This window comes from Acinetobacter sp. FDAARGOS_515, from assembly GCF_003938865.1.
In the GTDB taxonomy this organism is placed as follows: domain Bacteria; phylum Pseudomonadota; class Gammaproteobacteria; order Pseudomonadales; family Moraxellaceae; genus Acinetobacter; species Acinetobacter ursingii.
Window position 1 is genome coordinate 38,574 of sequence record NZ_RKIX01000002.1, and the last position, 15,210, is coordinate 53,783.

Consider the following 15,210-nt stretch of genomic DNA (forward strand, 5'->3'; position numbering starts at 1 on the left):
GTCTTCAGCTTACCATTCGTGGTTATTTGCAACAGTGCCCCAGATTCTATGATTTTAGGCTGTTGAGGATCATAACGTTTAATCCAGACATAAAGACTATGCGTGGTTGTACCTAAACGTGCGGCAACTTCAGCCACACTATGACCTTTTTCAGTCACTTGCTTTACTGCTTCAATTTTGAATTCTTCAGGGTATCGCTTACTGCTAATAAGCACCTCGTTAATTAGCCATTTTATTGGAACATCATCGACTCAAATCTCTATTTGCAACAGTGCCCTTCAGCTTACCATTCGTGGTTATTTGCAACAGTGCCCCAGATTCTATGATTTTAGGCTGTTGAGGATCATAACGTTTAATCCAGACATAAAGACTATGCGTGGTTGTACCTAAACGTGCGGCAACTTCAGCCACACTATGACCTTTTTCAGTCACTTGCTTTACTGCTTCAATTTTGAATTCTTCAGGGTATCGCTTACTGCTAATAAGCACCTCGTTAATTAGCCATTTTATTGGAACATCATCGACTCAAATCTCTATTTGCAACAGTGCCTTCTTCTTTAATTTATATATAAATAGACGACTGGTCTATTTTTGTATATAGTTGCTGCATGATCACAGCAAAAACCGCAGTGTGGATTAATTTTTATAGTTGACGCGATTAATAACGGTGGTTTTTCAAATCATTAACTGATTTTTGAGGATAAAAATATGCTGAATTTTGACTTTTATAATCCAACCCGTATTCTTTTTGGTGCCGACACGATTGTCAAAATCAATGACTATGTGCCTGCAGAAGCACGGGTATTAATGCTGTATGGTGGCGAAAGTGCCCGTAAAAATGGCACATTAGCTGAAGTGCGTGAAGCATTAGGTACACGAGAAATTCACGAATTCGGAGGAATCGAACCGAATCCGAGCTATGAAACCCTAATGAGAGCAGTAGAACTGATTCGTGAACAAAAGCTTGATTTCTTAATGGCTGTCGGCGGTGGCTCGGTGATTGATGGCACCAAATTTATTGCAGCAGCAGTCAATTATGCAGGTGATACATGGGAAATTTTAGAAACCCATGGCACTCAAATTAGCCAAGCTTTGCCTTTTGCCAGTGTACTCACTCTTCCGGCAACCGGTTCAGAAATGAACAACGGTGGGGTAGTTACCCGAAAATCGACCCAAGCCAAACTTGCATTTAGCAGTCCCTATGTTTTTCCGCAATTTTCGGTGCTAGACCCGAATAAAACCTATAGCTTGCCGACGCGCCAGTTGGCAAATGGCGTGGTCGATGCATTTATTCATGTCATGGAACAGTACTTAACTTACCCTGTCAATGCACAAGTACAAGATCGTTTTGCCGAAGGTCTATTGCAAACCCTGATTGAGATTGGACCGAAAGTCTTGGAAGATTCGGCAGATTATGACACGCGTGCCAATTTAATGTGGACCGCCAGCATGGCACTGAATGGCCTGATTGGAGCAGGTGTACCACAAGATTGGTCGACCCATTTGATTGGACATGAGCTCACGGCTTTACATGGTATTGATCATGCTCGTACCTTAGCAATTGTGTTGCCGGCCAATCTACAAGTACGTCGTCAAGAGAAGCGAGAAAAATTACTACAATATGCGACTCGTGTCTGGCAGATTGTCGAAGGTGATGAAGAACAACGTATTGATGCAGCCATTGCCCGTACTCGAACCTTCTTTGAGCAACTCGGACTGCCAACTCGTCTTAGCGATTATCAATTGGGGGCGACAGATATTGAGATCATCATTACGCAACTCGAATCACACAATCTGACCCAGTTAGGTGAACATAAAAATGTTTCATTAGAGATCAGTCGCCAAATTCTCGAGACGAGCCTCTAAACAAGCGTATCTGTCATGGTCACGCCACACGGCATGTGATCATGTAACGATGCTCCCCCAATCCTAAAAATTATCAGAGAAATAATATGAAAATTTTACTCGTTCTGACCTCACATGCACAACTAGGCAATACTGGTGAGAAAACAGGTTTCTGGCTAGAAGAACTTGCTGCACCGTATTACACCTTTATTGATTCCGGGGCTGAAGTCACGCTGGCTTCACCTCAAGGTGGGCAGCCACCACTCGATCCGAAAAGTAACTTAGCCGATGCACAAACTGAAACCACACATCGTTTTGAGGCGGATCCAACTGCAATGCAAGCATTGGCACAGACGCAAAAACTTAGCGAAATTTCTGTTGCTGATTATGATGCAGTGTTTTATCCGGGCGGGCATGGTCCATTGTGGGATTTAGCAGAAGATCCGATTTCAATTGCTCTGATTGAACAGGCGATTCAGTCTGGAAAACCAGTTGCAGCAGTTTGTCATGCCCCGGGTGTTCTTCGTCATGTGAAAGAGAGTAATGGAATGCCTTTAGTCAGCGGTAAATCTGTGACTGGTTTTACCAATACTGAGGAGGCCTTTGTAGGGTTGACCGAAATTGTACCGTTTTTGGTCGAAGACATGCTCAAAGAAAATGGTGGTCATTATTCTAAAGCGGGTGATTGGCAAGTGCATGTCCAAGTAGATGGCTTACTGGTTACTGGACAAAATCCCGCCTCTTCTGCTGCAACCGCCACAGCATTACTTCAATTGTTAAAATAAGGAGTAGTCAATGTCTGCATATGTGGTATTTACCCGTGAGCAAACTTCTGATTCTGAGCAACTGGTGCAATATGCAGAGAAAGCCCCACTTGCTCGTGAAGGTCGTGAGTTAACAGCATTGGCTTTTTATGGTCAATTAGAAGTGCTCGAAGGCAATGAAATTGAAGGAGCTGTCATTCTACGCTTTCCTGATATGGCGGCAGCGCGAGACTGGTATCACAGTCCTGCCTACCAAGAAGCATTACAACATCGTCTGAAAGGGGCGACTTATCGTGTTTTTATGATCGAAGGTATCGAAGAAGCACTCTAATAGGGTGGTAACAAAATTAATCAGAGTATGTTTTTGATTACAAAATCTGGAAAATAATATGGCTTATGCATCTATTAATCCTTATAACGGTGAAGTACTAAAAACCTTTCCTGTTGCAAGTGATACAGAAGTAGAACAAATCCTCACAAACGCTCATCAAGCATTCTTGGCTTGGAAAGATCGATCGGTTTCTGAGCGTTGTGTGATTTTGCAACGTGCCGCTGATCTCCTGCGTGCAGATGCGAATAGATACGCAGGTTTGCTTACTCTTGAAATGGGTAAAATCACCAGTGAAGCATTGGCAGAAGTTGAAATTTCTGCACGTATTTTCGAATATTACGTTCAGAATGCAGAGTCTTTACTGGCTGATGAGCAGTTACCATTTGATCCTAATGAAGGGCAAGCAACACTAGTTCATGAACCCTTGGGTATTATATTGGCTATTGAGCCTTGGAACTTTCCTTATTATCAAATTGCACGCATTTTGGCGCCGCAATTAGCAGCTGGTAATACATTGATTCTCAAACATGCATCCAATGTCCCACAATGTGCTTTAGCTTTTGAAAAATTGATGTTAGATGCAGGTCTTCCTGTAGGTACTTTCAGTAATATCTTTGCAACAAGACAGCAAATTAAGACTATCTTGAATGATCCACGCGTACATGGAGTCGCGTTAACAGGTTCAGAAGGTGCAGGCTCTGTTGTTGCTTCCCAAGCAGGGCAGGCATTAAAAAAATCCACATTGGAATTAGGAGGCGCAGATGCATTGGTGGTTCTGCGTGATGCGGTATTAAAAGAAACTGTAAAATGGGCAGTAAAAGGCCGTCATTCAAATGCAGGTCAAGTATGTATTTCATCTAAAAGAATAATCGTTGTAGATGAAATTTATGATGAATTTTTAACACTCTATACAGAAGGTGTTGCACAACTAAAAGCAGGGAATCCTTTTGATGTAGAAACTACATTGGCACCTCTATCCTCACAGGCAGCTGCTGAAGAAGTACGTGAGAAAATTCGTCAAGCAGTTATACATGGTGCTATTGCTACAGAAGTAGGAGCTAGAGTGCCGAGTCAAGGAGCTTTTGTGCAACCAACTATCCTGACTAATCTAACCCCTGAAAATCCAGCGTATTATTGGGAGTTTTTTGGTCCTGTTTCAATGATTTTACGTGCTAAAGATGAACCAGATGCAATTGATATAGCTAATGATTCGCCTTTTGGTCTGGGTGGGTCGGTCTTTACAGAAGATACAAAACATGGTGCTGAAGTAGCTAAGCGTATTTCGAGTGGAATGGTATTCGTTAATCGACCTGCTTTTTCCAATGCAAATCTTCCCTTTGGAGGAATCAAACGTTCTGGTTATGGGCGTGAACTTATCGGTCTTGGTATCAAAGAATTTATTAATCATAAACTGATTTATGTTACTGATAGTAAAACCAAAGCCTAGCCTCTAATACCCTTTTACCCCTTTATTTTTTCTGTTGCAGGAAGGAGGGGTATTTTTTTTAAAATTTAGATCAATTATGGTCATGATCACTTGGAAACAATGAAATGAAAGCCAGCAAATTTTTTCAAAACCTGAGCTTAGGCCCGTATGTTTTGCAAAACCGTATTGTATTGCCACCATTAACGCGGTCGCGCAGTACTCAGCCAGGGAATATTCCAAATGAGTTGATGGCGACCTATTATCAACAGCGTACCGGGGCTGGATTTATGGTCACCGAAGGTACGCAAATCGAGCCACGTGGTCAAGGCTATGCTTGGACTCCTGGTATTTACAGCCCTGAACAGATTACTGGATGGCGTAAAGTGACCGAAGCAGTGCATGCCAAAGGAGGCATTATTTTTGCGCAACTTTGGCATGTTGGGCGTGTTTCACATACATCTTTGCAACCCAATCATGCAGCACCGGTCGCACCCTCGGCTATTGCGGCTGATAGCAATGTTAAAGTCTTTATTGAGACGGGGCCCAATGCAGGGGCCTTGGCTGATCCTTCCATGCCACGTGCTTTAAGCAATGCAGAAGTTAAAGAATTAGTGCAACTCTATGCTCAAGCAGCACGCAATGCCTTGGCTGCTGGTTTTGATGGGGTTGAAATTCATTGTGCAAATGGTTATTTGGTGAATCAATTTATCTCTGCACATAGTAACCACCGTGAAGATGAATATGGTGGATCATTAAACAATCGTTTGCGTTTTTTACGTGAAGTAGTAGAGACAGTTGCTGAGGTGGTTGGTGCAGATCGTTTAGGAGTGCGTTTTGCCCCGCTATTTGAAAGTACAGAGGAAGATCGTGTTTACATGGGGTTAGTTGAAGATGATCCACATGTGACTTATATTGAAGCCATAAAAATACTTGAAGAAGTTGGGATTGCCTATTTATCAATTGCAGAAGCTGATTGGGATAATGCACCAGAACTTCCTCATGATTTTCGTAGAGATGTCAGAGACACTTTCAGTGGTCGCATTATTTACGCAGGTCGATATACTGCAGAAAGAGGGACTCGAATTTTAGAGGCAGGGCTGGCCGATTTAATTGCATTTGGACGCCCATTTATTGCGAATCCAGATTTACCCGCTCGCATCGCCAATGGCTGGCCATTGAATGCAGTAGATGCAAGCACTATGTATGGTGGGACGGAAAAAGGCTATATTGATTATCCAGCTTACGCAGATTAATATTGACTAAGTGAGTTATTTTGCCAACCTTTGTGGTTGGCAAAATAAGGACTTAGGATTGCTGTTGCCAGCATAACTTCTTCTTAAAACAAATTCTTAAGATTTTTTAGCTGTGTAATGAGCCAACCCGCCAGTGGAAAGGAAATGAGTTGCGTCACGGGCACTAATACTATGACTTCAATGAACACCATCATCGGGAAACTTTGATGCTGAGTAATTGGCTTTAATAAAGTCAGTACCAGTAATAGTGTGGGATATAAGCCTAAATATCCGACTAAAATACGAGTCAGGAGGGCTTTAGAAGGAGAATTCATTGTGCGCTATACTCATTGATACTAAGTTGATGTAATAGCAGCACATTAATAAGAAATCATTTGGCTGCTATCACAACTTTTTACTTATCTAATTGATATTGAATATAATCTTTTTAAGACTCTGCACTTTTTAATAGAAACTCAGTCGCTCTCAGGGCTTGATGTAATGGTGTTTTATCTTTTTGCAACTTACTCAGTAATGCTGCACCCAACCACATTTGGTAAATCACTTGTGCCAACGTAGAGGCATCAGTGTCTGCTTGGATAGACTGATCTTGTTTTCCCAAAACAATTAACCCAGCAATCCGTTGGATTACATCATCGACACCAGCGGACATAATGGAGCGCATATCTTCAGATAGGTCGGCAACTTCTGCGGCAAGTTTCACAATTAAACAGCTATCTGCCCAACCACACTGCGTTTCAGGATCTTCAATCCATAATTTAAAATACCCGATCAGCTTTTGATAAGCGGATTGATCACTACGCCATACTTCATTTAAACGGACTTGGTAATTATCTACATAATACTGTACCAATTCACAGCCGAAAGACTCCTTGGATTGGAAGTAATGATAAAATGAGCCTTTAGGGATCTCGCAGCTTTGTAAAATTTCTTGTAATCCTACACCGGTAAAACCTTTATGCAAAATTAGGTCTGAACTGGTGTTAAGAATGTGTAAGCGCTTAGCTTCAGACTTCTTAATAGGGGTAAGCTTCATATTAATTGTGTACTCTATTGTAAAAAATAGACCAGTCGTATTGCTTTTCATTATAACTCATCTACAATGGATGTAAAGACGTTTTAATCGACAGTTTTGATTATCAATAGAAATACTTCTATATAAAACATGGAGTTATACAGGTGAGCACAATTAATAACCAACGCATCGTTTTAGCTAAACGGCCAGTCGGTGAGCCAAAACACAGCGATTTTCGAATTGAGCAAGTTGAGCTTTCTCAACTTAAACAAGGCGAAATGTTGTTAAAAACCATTTACTTGTCACTCGACCCTTATATGCGTGGTCGCATGAGTGATGCTCCCTCATATGCAGCACCGGTTGAAATTGGCGAAGTGATGGTCGGTGGAACAGTCAGTCAAGTGGTGGCCTCTAAAAACCCAAAATTCAAAGAAGGCGAGTGGGTTCTTTCCGGAAATGGTTGGCAGGGCTACGCAATTTCTAATGGGACTGCATGTCAAAGCTTAGGTATGCAGCCTGAACATCCATCTTGGGCATTGGGTATTTTGGGGATGCCTGGCTTTACTGCTTATATGGGGTTGTTGGACATTGGTCAGCCTAAAGCCGGTGAAACTTTAGTGGTTGCAGCTGCAACGGGACCTGTTGGTGCTACGGTTGGACAGATTGGCAAAATTAAAGGTTGTCGCGTGGTTGGCGTCGCAGGTGGGGCTGAAAAATGCCGTTATGCAGTAGAAGAACTCGGCTTCGATGCTTGTATTAATCATCATGATGAAAATTTTGCAGAGCAATTACAACAAGCAGTTCCCAACGGTATTGATATTTATTATGAGAATGTGGGGGGGAAAGTGTTTGATGCGGTATGGCCATTGCTTAACTCTGCGGCACGTGTACCGGTGTGTGGTGTGGTTTCCCAGTATAACGCCACCGAGCAAGCACAAGGGCCAGACCGTTTACCGAGCTTTATCTCCACCCTTTTAAGAAAGCGTATTCGCATGCAAGGCTTTATTATTTTTGATGATTATGGCAGTCAGTATCCGGAATTCAATCAGCAAATGTCTGAATGGTTGAAAGACGGAAAAATCAAATATAAAGAGCATATGGTGCAAGGCTTGGATAATACGATCAATGCTTTTAATGGCATGTTAAAAGGCGAAAACTTTGGCAAAGTGGTTGTAAAACTTTAAAAAAATAGGAATTATCATGATTACACTACATCATTTAGATCAATCACGTTCTTTTCGCATTTTGTGGTTACTTGAAGAAATCAAACAGCCTTATCAGCTGCAACGCTATTATCGCGACTTAAGCACGCATTTAGCGCCTGATTCGTTAAAAACCATCCATCCTTTAGGGAAATCTCCAGTATTGGAATGGGATGGCAAAATTATTGCAGAGTCGGGTGCGATCGTTGAGTTATTAATTCAGAAACTTGCGCCGCATTTAGCACCCGATATGAATGAAGCTGCCTATGTAGATTATCTACAGTGGATTCATTTCTCAGAAAGCTCTGCTATGCTGCCATTTTTGTTAAAAACGTTTAATGCGATAGAAACCCAGCAGGGCACAGAGTTGGTATTTCTAGAAAATTATACTCAAGTTGAGTTCGATAAAGTATTTGGTCATTTAAATGATTATTTAAAAGATAAAGCATTTCTGGTGGGAGACCGTTTAACCGGTGCTGACTTTATGATGGGCTTTGGACTACATGCTTTAGTTCATCATATGGGACAAGGTGAAAATTATCCCCATATTCAACGTTATGTAGCAAGCTTAAGTCAACTACCTAGCTGGCAAGCCGCAGTACAAATTGAACAAGATGGTGTGAAAAGCTAAAATAGCAAGATTGATTTTTTCTCAAGGAGATTGAGAAAAAAGATGATGATTTTCTAGCCTTAAAATAAGCTGACACTTATTTTAAGTAAACGCCTAATGAGTTTCATTGGGCGTTTTCTATTTTAAAGATAGATAAGGATTCGGAATCTTTATCCTAATATCTATATAGAAGATAGTCCAATTAATAGAAAGAAATAGTGAACAAATATTTGATCTAATTTAAATTGTGTGCAATTATATTTTGTACAAATTAAATTAAGGTAACACACATGAGTAATCTCTATTCAACTCAAGTTAAAGCAGTTGGTGGGCGTTCGGGAACTATTCGTAGCGAAGATGGTATTCTAGAGTTGAAATTGGCTTTACCAAAAGAATTAGGTGGTAAAGGTGATGCAACGAATCCTGAGCAATTATTTGCAGCTGGCTATGCTGCATGCTTTGGAAATGCAGTGATCCATGTAACTCGTAGCAATAAAGAATATAAAATCCGTGATAACGATGTAGAAGTCCTGAGCACTGTTGGAATGGTTGCTAATGGCAATGGTGGATTTGCCTTGACAGTACACTTAGATGTCACGATTTCAGGTATTTCACAAGCTGACGCAGAGAAAATAGTGGAACAAACACATCAAGTATGTCCTTATTCAAATGCTATTCGAGGTAATATACAGGTGTCTACCACTGTCTATACCAAATAAAAAGTTATGTCCAAGAATCAGCTTTGCTTAGATGAGCAACTATGTTTTCCTATTTATGCTGCATCTAATTTAATCGTAAAAGCTTATCGCCCTTTTCTTACACCTCTCGGACTTACTTATCCTCAATATTTAGTAATGTTGGTTTTGTGGGAAAAAGACTGTGTAAGTGTGGGTGATCTTGGACAAATTTTACATCTTGATAGTGGAACATTAACCCCACTATTAAAAAGAATGGAGACATCTGGTCTAATTAATCGATCACGTGATCCTAATGATGAAAGACGAGTTCTTATTTCATTAAAAGATAAAGGGCGAGACTTATCTGCTGAAGCAGAAAAGATTCCTAAAGAGCTTACCAAGAACATTGAGTTTGCTAACTTAAATCAATTACGAGATGAATTAAAAGCATTAGTTAATCTATTATCAGAAAGAATTTGAGACCTCTTTTACATCTGGTCTAAAAGCAATCTATCAGACAAGCACAGAGGACAATGCATTAAAGTCCCTAGATATCTTGTGTGATCAATGGAATCAACAATATCCAAAAATTGGCGAATCTTGACAGGAAAATTGGGAAAATATACGAACGATCTTTAGCAATCCAGCTGAAATAGGTCATGTAATTTATACGAGGAATGCGATTGAATCGTTGAATAGCGTAATCCGCCATTCAGCTAAAAAGAGAAAGATCTTCTCTTCTAATAATTCAGTGAAAAAGGTCATTTACTTAGCTGTACTAGCTCAAACCTGATCTGACAGTTACCCATTTTTTATGGCACTGTTGCAAATAGGCTGACATGATAAGCTAAATATCTTATTTATTTCGAGATACAGCAGATGAATCCCTTCCACGGTCGGCACTTTCAAGGTGAAATCATTCTTTGGGCTGTTCGTTGGTATTGTAAATATGGCATCAGCTATCGTGAACTTCAAGAAATGCTCGCTGAACGAGGCATAAATGTGGACCACAGTACAATTTATCGTTGGGTTCAGCGTTATGCTCCAGAAATGGAAAAACGGTTACGCTGGTATTGGCGTAATCCTACAGATTTACATTCATGGCATATGGATGAGACTTATATCAAAGTGAAGGGGCGATGGACTTACCTGTATCGTGCAGTTGATCAACGTGGTCATACGATTGACTTTTACCTTTCCGCTAGACGGAACAGTAAATCAGCCTATTGTTTCTTAGGAAAGATCTTCAATACGGTGAAAAAATGGCAAATTCCACGGGTCATCAATACAGATAAAGCAGCGACCTATGGCCATGCTTTATCACGGTTAAAGCGAGAAGGAAAATGTCCAGTAGATATTGAGCACAAGCAGATTAAGTATAAAAATAATGTCATTGAATGTGATCATGGTAAGTTAAAGCGGATCATCAGGGCCACATTAGGATTCAAATCTATGAAGACGGCTTATGCCACAATTAAAGGTATTGAAGTCATGCGTGCACTACGTAAAGGACAAGCATCGTCATTTTATTATGGTCAGCCTCAGGGTGAAGTGTGTCTAATCAACAGGGTTTTCGGTCTCTAAGCTTTTTTGAAGGGAATATCATCGTCTCAAATCTCTATTTGCAACAGTGCCGCATTAGGTCAGGCATTTGGAATTAGTCGCCAAGCGGTATACCGTTATTTAAAAACCGGTGAATAACGGCACTGTTGCAAATAGAGATTTGAGTCGATAAAGTTTCCTTTAAAAAGTGCTTATGTATGAGAGTAAAAAAGTTTCATACTAAGTAATAGTGTTTAATATTCTATTATCCATAAATTTTTTAATTCTACAAAAAACCACTTTCCAGTGGTTTTTTAAATTAATTTGATATATCTATTTGATATCAAATATAAGATTTTCTTTATCATATTTAGCAGAATATGCTACTACAGACTCAGAATGAAGTTTTTTATCTTTGTCCGTATAATTAATACTTATTGAATCCTCAGTATCTGAATACTGTATTTGATATTTATATGAAGCATTTGGTGCTAAATCACCAATAACATCTACTTTTTTTGATGTTTCATACTTAAAATTAACATTATAAACGGGACTATCAGTTTTGTTATTTACGGTGATAGTTCCATTATCTTTTTCCATAGGTGAGCAAGCCACTATAAATATACTCGCAGCACCTAATAAAATACCTTTATTAAAAGTCATAGACATTCCACCTTATAAATCCTAATTTTTTTATTTTTCACCGACTGAATTTGACCATACCAAATTCCCATTTGATATGATTTTCAATCTTCCTGCCCGTACTTGAGCTTGAGTTAAACTCGCAAATGATGATTGTAAAAGCGTCGTAGGATTGTTTTTCCCTAAACTGATACCTATCGAGTTATTATAAATATCCATAGACCGTTCTGTTGCAGGCTGTCCTGTAGAACCGAATTCATGTGCATCACTCCATTTTTTTGCAAAATCGGCTCCCACATCTATTGTCATGCCAAAGTTCCAAACAGCATGTCTAAATGCATCACCATTTCCATTATGCATAACTGAACTAGTATTTACATATCTCGCTTTAGTAAGATCTATAGCAGTTTTGGCATTTGCGATACATAGTAAACCCTTAGCTCGGTTTGTATTATAAAGTGCTTGTTCTTGAGCATTTAGATAACCATTTATATATCCGTCCATATCGGTATATACAGACGAAATTGTAGCTCTGGATGAGCGCCCAGGAGTTTGCACTACTTCTGTTTTCAATAAAGAATCGGCATATTCATTTAATTCAGCTTCACTAGCATCAGGGTTTTTATTCTGAAATTCACGTAACTTTTCAGCAATATTGTCAATTGAATTAGTAACAGAAGCATTATAGGTGATTACAGGTTCAGGAGAAGCAGTATTACTATCAGCAGCCAGCAGCGTATAACTGTCCTGTTATTAAAGATAAAGACAAAGCAAGAATATAAGTTTTTTTCATTTTCCAATAGTATCCTTTTAATTCGATTGATATTCCAATTTAGAATGTTTTCTGCCTTACAAAGTAATCTTTTGTTTATTTAATTTTTATAAGACTTATAAGATGAAATTAACTCATTGAGCCTAAAGCTTCATATAAGTATGAAACTTTATTACTTTAAAAAAAATTAGTTGGTCATGTTGGATTGCTTCAGTATGAGTCTTTATTTTTTTAGCTTAGGTCTTACCATTTAAAATCAAAGAGTTAAGAGTAACCTAGTATGATACTTTTTTACTCTCACACACCGATCGCAGCTTCAACCTATTACCGAACTTTAGATCTCGCTGACAATCCAGAACATCGAGCGAAACGAGATCTACATGATGAGCATCATGCTGAACAAATTCAACGAATTTGGAAAGAAAGTTCAGGTCGATATGGTGTGCGTAAGGTCTGGCAACAATTGAAACGTGAAGGCTATGTTATTGCACGTTGTACAGTTGCTCGATTGATGCAGAAGTTAGGTATACAAGGTGTTTGGCGTGGTAAGAATAAACAAACTACTCGTAACCGAGATGACCAAAAACGAGCAGATGATTTAGTGAAACGTAATTTTAATGCTGATCGACCTGACCAACTGTGGGTAAGTGATTTTAGTGTGCCGCAGCAAGCGGCGTAAGAGATGAGGGTATGGCCCCTCGCTATCGGCTTGCAGGAGCAGGTAGCAAACCACCATAAGCGGCTTGGATCAAAAGTCCCGGTCGTGAGCGTTATGGAAAAGGCATCGTAGAGATGTCAGGTAAGAATTAGGAAGGCGAACAACAGTGAACTGCCGTTCAAGTGTCGAAAGTACTCAAATGACATCAAAACCGGGGATGGAAGTTACCCCGCGATTAGTTTGGCCGTTACCTGCTTACGGGCCATTCGGTGTCCGGCGTAGAGGCAGCGCGATCCTAATTCAGGCTCTTACGTTGAACTGCGGGAACCTTCGGTGGCGATGTCAAGCGAAAGGCACAAGCTCAAAAGGCAAGGCTGATAATAGCAATGCGTCACCAAGGGGCGGAGCAACTCGTAGTAGTGTTGAAGTTACTGTAATGGTAATGGAGCGAAGGGGTTGCATTATCCAGGTCTACGGATTTGTCAACTGTGCAAGCAGGAGGAGCAAAACTTTATGACCAAACCATTTAACATTCCTAAAGCGTTAATCTGGGAGGCATTTAAAAAAGTCAAAGAGAATGGTGGCGCTCCAGGCGTTGATCATGAATCTATTGAGCAATTCGAAAAGCATTTAAAGAACAACCTATACAAACTATGGAATCGACTTTGTTCTGGCAGTTATTTTCCACCGCCAGTTAAGGCTGTTCCGATTCCAAAGAAGTCAGGTGGCGTGCGTATACTAGGTATTCCAACAGTTGCAGATCGAGTCGCGCAAACAGCAGTTAAGCTCTTATTAGAGCCGAAAATTGATCCATTATTTCATCCAAACTCATATGGATATCGTCCGGGGCGTTCTGCCCATGATGCAATTGCGATAGTGAGGAGACGAAGTTGGGATTATGACTGGGTTGTGGAATTTGATATCAAAGGTCTCTTTGATAACATCGACCATGATTTACTAATGCGTGCACTCAAGAAACACTGTGAAATTCCATGGATTCTTTTATATGTGCAACGTTGGTTAAAAGCACCAATGCAACACATAAATGGCCATCTTTTAGAAAGGAATCGCGGCACACCACAAGGTGGTGTTGTGAGTCCTTTATTGGCGAATTTATTTATGCATTATGCTTTTGATATGTGGATTACGAAACATCTTCAAAGTGTACGGTTCTGCCGTTATGCAGATGATGGCGTAATTCATTGTCGGAGTTTATCTCAAGCCAAACTTGTTTTACAAAAGATCGATGCACGATTTCGTGAATGTGGTCTCGAATTGCATCCAGACAAGACAAAGATTGTTTATTGCCAAGATATTAATCGTCGTAAAGCATATCCCGATGTTCAATTTACTTTTCTCGGGTACACGTTTAGGCCCCGTAAGGCTGTGGACAAGTATAAAAGAGTTTATGTAAATTTCTCTCCTGCAGTCAGTCGTGATGCACTTAAAGCAATGCGACAGACTATTCGGAAATGGCATCTACATCTGATGTGTAATCGCGAATTAAGTGATTTATCTGCAATATTCAATCCAATTCTTCAAGGTTGGCAGCAATACTATGGTCGATTCCATGGTTCAGCAATGTCAGCGATCTGGCAACACATGAATGCTTATCTTATACGCTGGATGAGGCGTAAGTATAAAAACTTGGCCCGTCATAAAAGACGGGCTAGATATGCCTTAGGGCGACTTGCGCGTGATTTTCCAAATGCCTTTGTGCACTGGAAAATGGGATGTTTACCATCGGTTGGATAATGGGAGCCGGATGAGCTGAGAGGTTCATGTCCGGTTCTGCGAGGGGCTAAGGGTGAAATTCCCTTGGTCTACTCACCCGTATATTCAAACAAATTCAGGCTGGGTCTATACCGCCTTTATTATTGATGTGTTCTCACGAGCAATTGTTGGATGGAAAGTATCTACACGGATGAATACAGATATGGTACTCGATGCACTTGAGCAAGCATTGCACGATCGAGGCATGCCAAAGAATGTGATTCATCATTCCGACAGAGGTGTGCAATATCTTTCCATTCGCTATACCAATCGTTTAGAAGCTGCAAATTTACGAGCATCAGTCGGTACGACTGGTGATTCATACGATAATGCTTTGGCTGAAACAGTGAATGGCTTATACAAAACAGAGGTGATTGAATATCTAAAAGCAGATTGGCAAGGTTTAGCAGATGTACAACTTGCGACACTAAACTGGGTAGATTGGTTCAATAAAAAGCGTGTACACAGTGCACTGGGTTATGTATCGCCTTTTGAGTTTGAAGCAATGTACTATGATAAGATTAACCCGTTAGGTTAGGTGGCCTAACTTAAATAAAAAAGTCTCCGACAAACCCGGTACGGTTCACATTGAAGTAGCTTCAAAATGAAGCTACTTCAATGTCTAGGATACTGGGTGCAGTCCACTATTCACTTCAGCCTACCTTGACTGTAGGTGTTTAAAAGCTGCTTTATAATA

Annotated in this window: 15 protein-coding genes and 5 pseudogenes; 14 read left to right on the plus strand and 6 right to left on the minus strand. The window is 40.2% G+C overall.

What is annotated here, in order from left to right; translation table 11 throughout:
* Positions 1–59 precede the first annotated feature (59 nt).
* Together EGS47_RS18485 and EGS47_RS01495 are read right to left on the minus strand one after the other, a co-directional pair.
* A pseudogene (locus EGS47_RS18485) lies at positions 60–209 on the minus strand (transposase); the annotation flags it as partial.
* Positions 210–335: 126 nt separating this feature from the next.
* Positions 336–483 (minus strand): annotated as a pseudogene (locus EGS47_RS01495) (transposase); the annotation flags it as partial.
* Between the two features lie 225 nt (positions 484–708).
* On the opposite strand from EGS47_RS01495, the gene EGS47_RS01500 reads away from it, so the two are divergent.
* The 5 genes from EGS47_RS01500 to EGS47_RS01520 all read left to right on the plus strand — a co-directional run bounded on the left by EGS47_RS01500 (position 709) and on the right by EGS47_RS01520 (position 5,619).
* The gene (locus EGS47_RS01500; protein ID WP_062034281.1) at positions 709–1,866 is read left to right on the plus strand and encodes an iron-containing alcohol dehydrogenase; all 1,158 of its coding nucleotides are present in this window, start codon (positions 709–711) and stop codon (positions 1,864–1,866) included.
* Between the two features lie 86 nt (positions 1,867–1,952).
* On the plus strand, positions 1,953–2,630 hold the full coding sequence (locus tag EGS47_RS01505) for a type 1 glutamine amidotransferase domain-containing protein (RefSeq protein WP_125269124.1): 678 nt from the start codon (positions 1,953–1,955) through the stop codon (positions 2,628–2,630).
* Between the two features lie 10 nt (positions 2,631–2,640).
* On the plus strand, positions 2,641–2,940 hold the full coding sequence (locus tag EGS47_RS01510) for a DUF1330 domain-containing protein (protein ID WP_010116206.1): 300 nt from the start codon (positions 2,641–2,643) through the stop codon (positions 2,938–2,940).
* A 58-nt stretch (positions 2,941–2,998) separates the two neighbouring features.
* Positions 2,999–4,387 (plus strand): NAD-dependent succinate-semialdehyde dehydrogenase, encoded by a 1,389-nt coding sequence (locus tag EGS47_RS01515; protein ID WP_010116205.1) that lies wholly within the window; start codon positions 2,999–3,001, stop codon positions 4,385–4,387.
* Between the two features lie 104 nt (positions 4,388–4,491).
* Positions 4,492–5,619: an alkene reductase gene (locus tag EGS47_RS01520; RefSeq protein WP_078390383.1), complete on the plus strand. Its 1,128-nt coding sequence runs from the start codon at positions 4,492–4,494 to the stop codon at positions 5,617–5,619.
* Between the two features lie 83 nt (positions 5,620–5,702).
* Here the strand turns inward: EGS47_RS01520 and EGS47_RS01525 are convergent, their stop codons facing one another.
* Both EGS47_RS01525 and EGS47_RS01530 read right to left on the minus strand, forming a co-directional pair.
* Positions 5,703–5,933 carry a hypothetical protein gene (locus EGS47_RS01525; RefSeq protein WP_029574618.1) on the minus strand — a complete coding sequence of 77 codons (231 nt, stop codon included), beginning with the start codon at positions 5,931–5,933 and terminating at the stop codon, positions 5,703–5,705.
* Between the two features lie 113 nt (positions 5,934–6,046).
* On the minus strand, positions 6,047–6,655 hold the full coding sequence (locus EGS47_RS01530; protein WP_078390382.1) for a TetR/AcrR family transcriptional regulator: 609 nt from the start codon (positions 6,653–6,655) through the stop codon (positions 6,047–6,049).
* Positions 6,656–6,798: 143 nt separating this feature from the next.
* Between EGS47_RS01530 and EGS47_RS01535 the strand changes: the two genes are divergently transcribed.
* The 6 genes and pseudogenes from EGS47_RS01535 (at position 6,799) to EGS47_RS01565 (ending at position 10,707) form a co-directional block, all read left to right on the plus strand.
* Positions 6,799–7,818 (plus strand): NADP-dependent oxidoreductase, encoded by a 1,020-nt coding sequence (locus EGS47_RS01535; protein ID WP_078390381.1) that lies wholly within the window; start codon positions 6,799–6,801, stop codon positions 7,816–7,818.
* A 16-nt stretch (positions 7,819–7,834) separates the two neighbouring features.
* A complete protein-coding gene (locus EGS47_RS01540; protein ID WP_078390380.1) occupies positions 7,835–8,467 on the plus strand; it encodes a glutathione S-transferase family protein in 633 nt (210 codons plus the stop codon).
* Positions 8,468–8,736: 269 nt separating this feature from the next.
* The gene (locus EGS47_RS01545) at positions 8,737–9,165 is read left to right on the plus strand and encodes an organic hydroperoxide resistance protein (protein WP_062034276.1); all 429 of its coding nucleotides are present in this window, start codon (positions 8,737–8,739) and stop codon (positions 9,163–9,165) included.
* A 6-nt stretch (positions 9,166–9,171) separates the two neighbouring features.
* A complete protein-coding gene (locus tag EGS47_RS01550) occupies positions 9,172–9,603 on the plus strand; it encodes a MarR family winged helix-turn-helix transcriptional regulator (RefSeq protein ID WP_005401805.1) in 432 nt (143 codons plus the stop codon).
* A gap of 10 nt (positions 9,604–9,613) precedes the next feature.
* A pseudogene (locus EGS47_RS01555) lies at positions 9,614–9,898 on the plus strand (transposase); the annotation flags it as partial.
* Between the two features lie 104 nt (positions 9,899–10,002).
* Positions 10,003–10,707, plus strand: coding sequence for an IS6-like element IS1008 family transposase (locus EGS47_RS01565; RefSeq protein ID WP_125269125.1), 705 nt, complete (start codon positions 10,003–10,005; stop codon positions 10,705–10,707).
* Positions 10,708–10,998: 291 nt separating this feature from the next.
* On the opposite strand, the gene EGS47_RS01575 is transcribed toward EGS47_RS01565, so the two are convergent.
* Both EGS47_RS01575 and EGS47_RS01580 read right to left on the minus strand, forming a co-directional pair.
* A complete protein-coding gene (locus EGS47_RS01575) occupies positions 10,999–11,331 on the minus strand; it encodes a hypothetical protein (RefSeq protein ID WP_005253224.1) in 333 nt (110 codons plus the stop codon).
* Between the two features lie 30 nt (positions 11,332–11,361).
* Positions 11,362–11,883 carry a DUF6973 domain-containing protein gene (locus tag EGS47_RS01580; RefSeq protein WP_125269126.1) on the minus strand — a complete coding sequence of 174 codons (522 nt, stop codon included), beginning with the start codon at positions 11,881–11,883 and terminating at the stop codon, positions 11,362–11,364.
* A 503-nt stretch (positions 11,884–12,386) separates the two neighbouring features.
* Here EGS47_RS01580 and EGS47_RS01585 point away from each other — a divergent pair.
* The 3 genes and pseudogenes from EGS47_RS01585 to EGS47_RS01600 form a co-directional block, all read left to right on the plus strand.
* Positions 12,387–12,749 (plus strand): annotated as a pseudogene (locus tag EGS47_RS01585) (IS3 family transposase); the annotation flags it as partial.
* Positions 12,750–13,253: 504 nt separating this feature from the next.
* Positions 13,254–14,495, plus strand: a complete 1,242-nt coding sequence (gene ltrA / locus EGS47_RS01595) for a group II intron reverse transcriptase/maturase (protein WP_004826931.1) — start codon at positions 13,254–13,256, stop codon at positions 14,493–14,495.
* A gap of 79 nt (positions 14,496–14,574) precedes the next feature.
* A pseudogene (locus tag EGS47_RS01600) lies at positions 14,575–15,051 on the plus strand (IS3 family transposase); the annotation flags it as partial.
* Positions 15,052–15,210: the final 159 nt, after the last annotated feature.

Excerpts from the sequence above, each read along its gene's own strand:
- EGS47_RS01545 (WP_062034276.1), top strand. The coding sequence starts at position 8,737 with ATGAGTAATCTCTATTCAACTCAAGTTAAAGCAGTTGGTGGGCGTTCG.
- EGS47_RS01550 (WP_005401805.1), top strand. The coding sequence starts at position 9,172 with ATGTCCAAGAATCAGCTTTGCTTAGATGAGCAACTATGTTTTCCTATT.
- EGS47_RS01515 (WP_010116205.1), top strand. The coding sequence starts at position 2,999 with ATGGCTTATGCATCTATTAATCCTTATAACGGTGAAGTACTAAAAACC.
- EGS47_RS01520 (WP_078390383.1), top strand. The coding sequence starts at position 4,492 with ATGAAAGCCAGCAAATTTTTTCAAAACCTGAGCTTAGGCCCGTATGTT.
- EGS47_RS01500 (WP_062034281.1), top strand. The coding sequence starts at position 709 with ATGCTGAATTTTGACTTTTATAATCCAACCCGTATTCTTTTTGGTGCC.
- EGS47_RS01540 (WP_078390380.1), top strand. The coding sequence starts at position 7,835 with ATGATTACACTACATCATTTAGATCAATCACGTTCTTTTCGCATTTTG.
- EGS47_RS01505 (WP_125269124.1), top strand. The coding sequence starts at position 1,953 with ATGAAAATTTTACTCGTTCTGACCTCACATGCACAACTAGGCAATACT.
- EGS47_RS01525 (WP_029574618.1), bottom strand. The coding sequence starts at position 5,933 with ATGAATTCTCCTTCTAAAGCCCTCCTGACTCGTATTTTAGTCGGATAT.
- EGS47_RS01575 (WP_005253224.1), bottom strand. The coding sequence starts at position 11,331 with ATGACTTTTAATAAAGGTATTTTATTAGGTGCTGCGAGTATATTTATA.
- EGS47_RS01530 (WP_078390382.1), bottom strand. The coding sequence starts at position 6,655 with ATGAAGCTTACCCCTATTAAGAAGTCTGAAGCTAAGCGCTTACACATT.
- EGS47_RS01565 (WP_125269125.1), top strand. The coding sequence starts at position 10,003 with ATGAATCCCTTCCACGGTCGGCACTTTCAAGGTGAAATCATTCTTTGG.
- ltrA (WP_004826931.1), top strand. The coding sequence starts at position 13,254 with ATGACCAAACCATTTAACATTCCTAAAGCGTTAATCTGGGAGGCATTT.
- EGS47_RS01510 (WP_010116206.1), top strand. The coding sequence starts at position 2,641 with ATGTCTGCATATGTGGTATTTACCCGTGAGCAAACTTCTGATTCTGAG.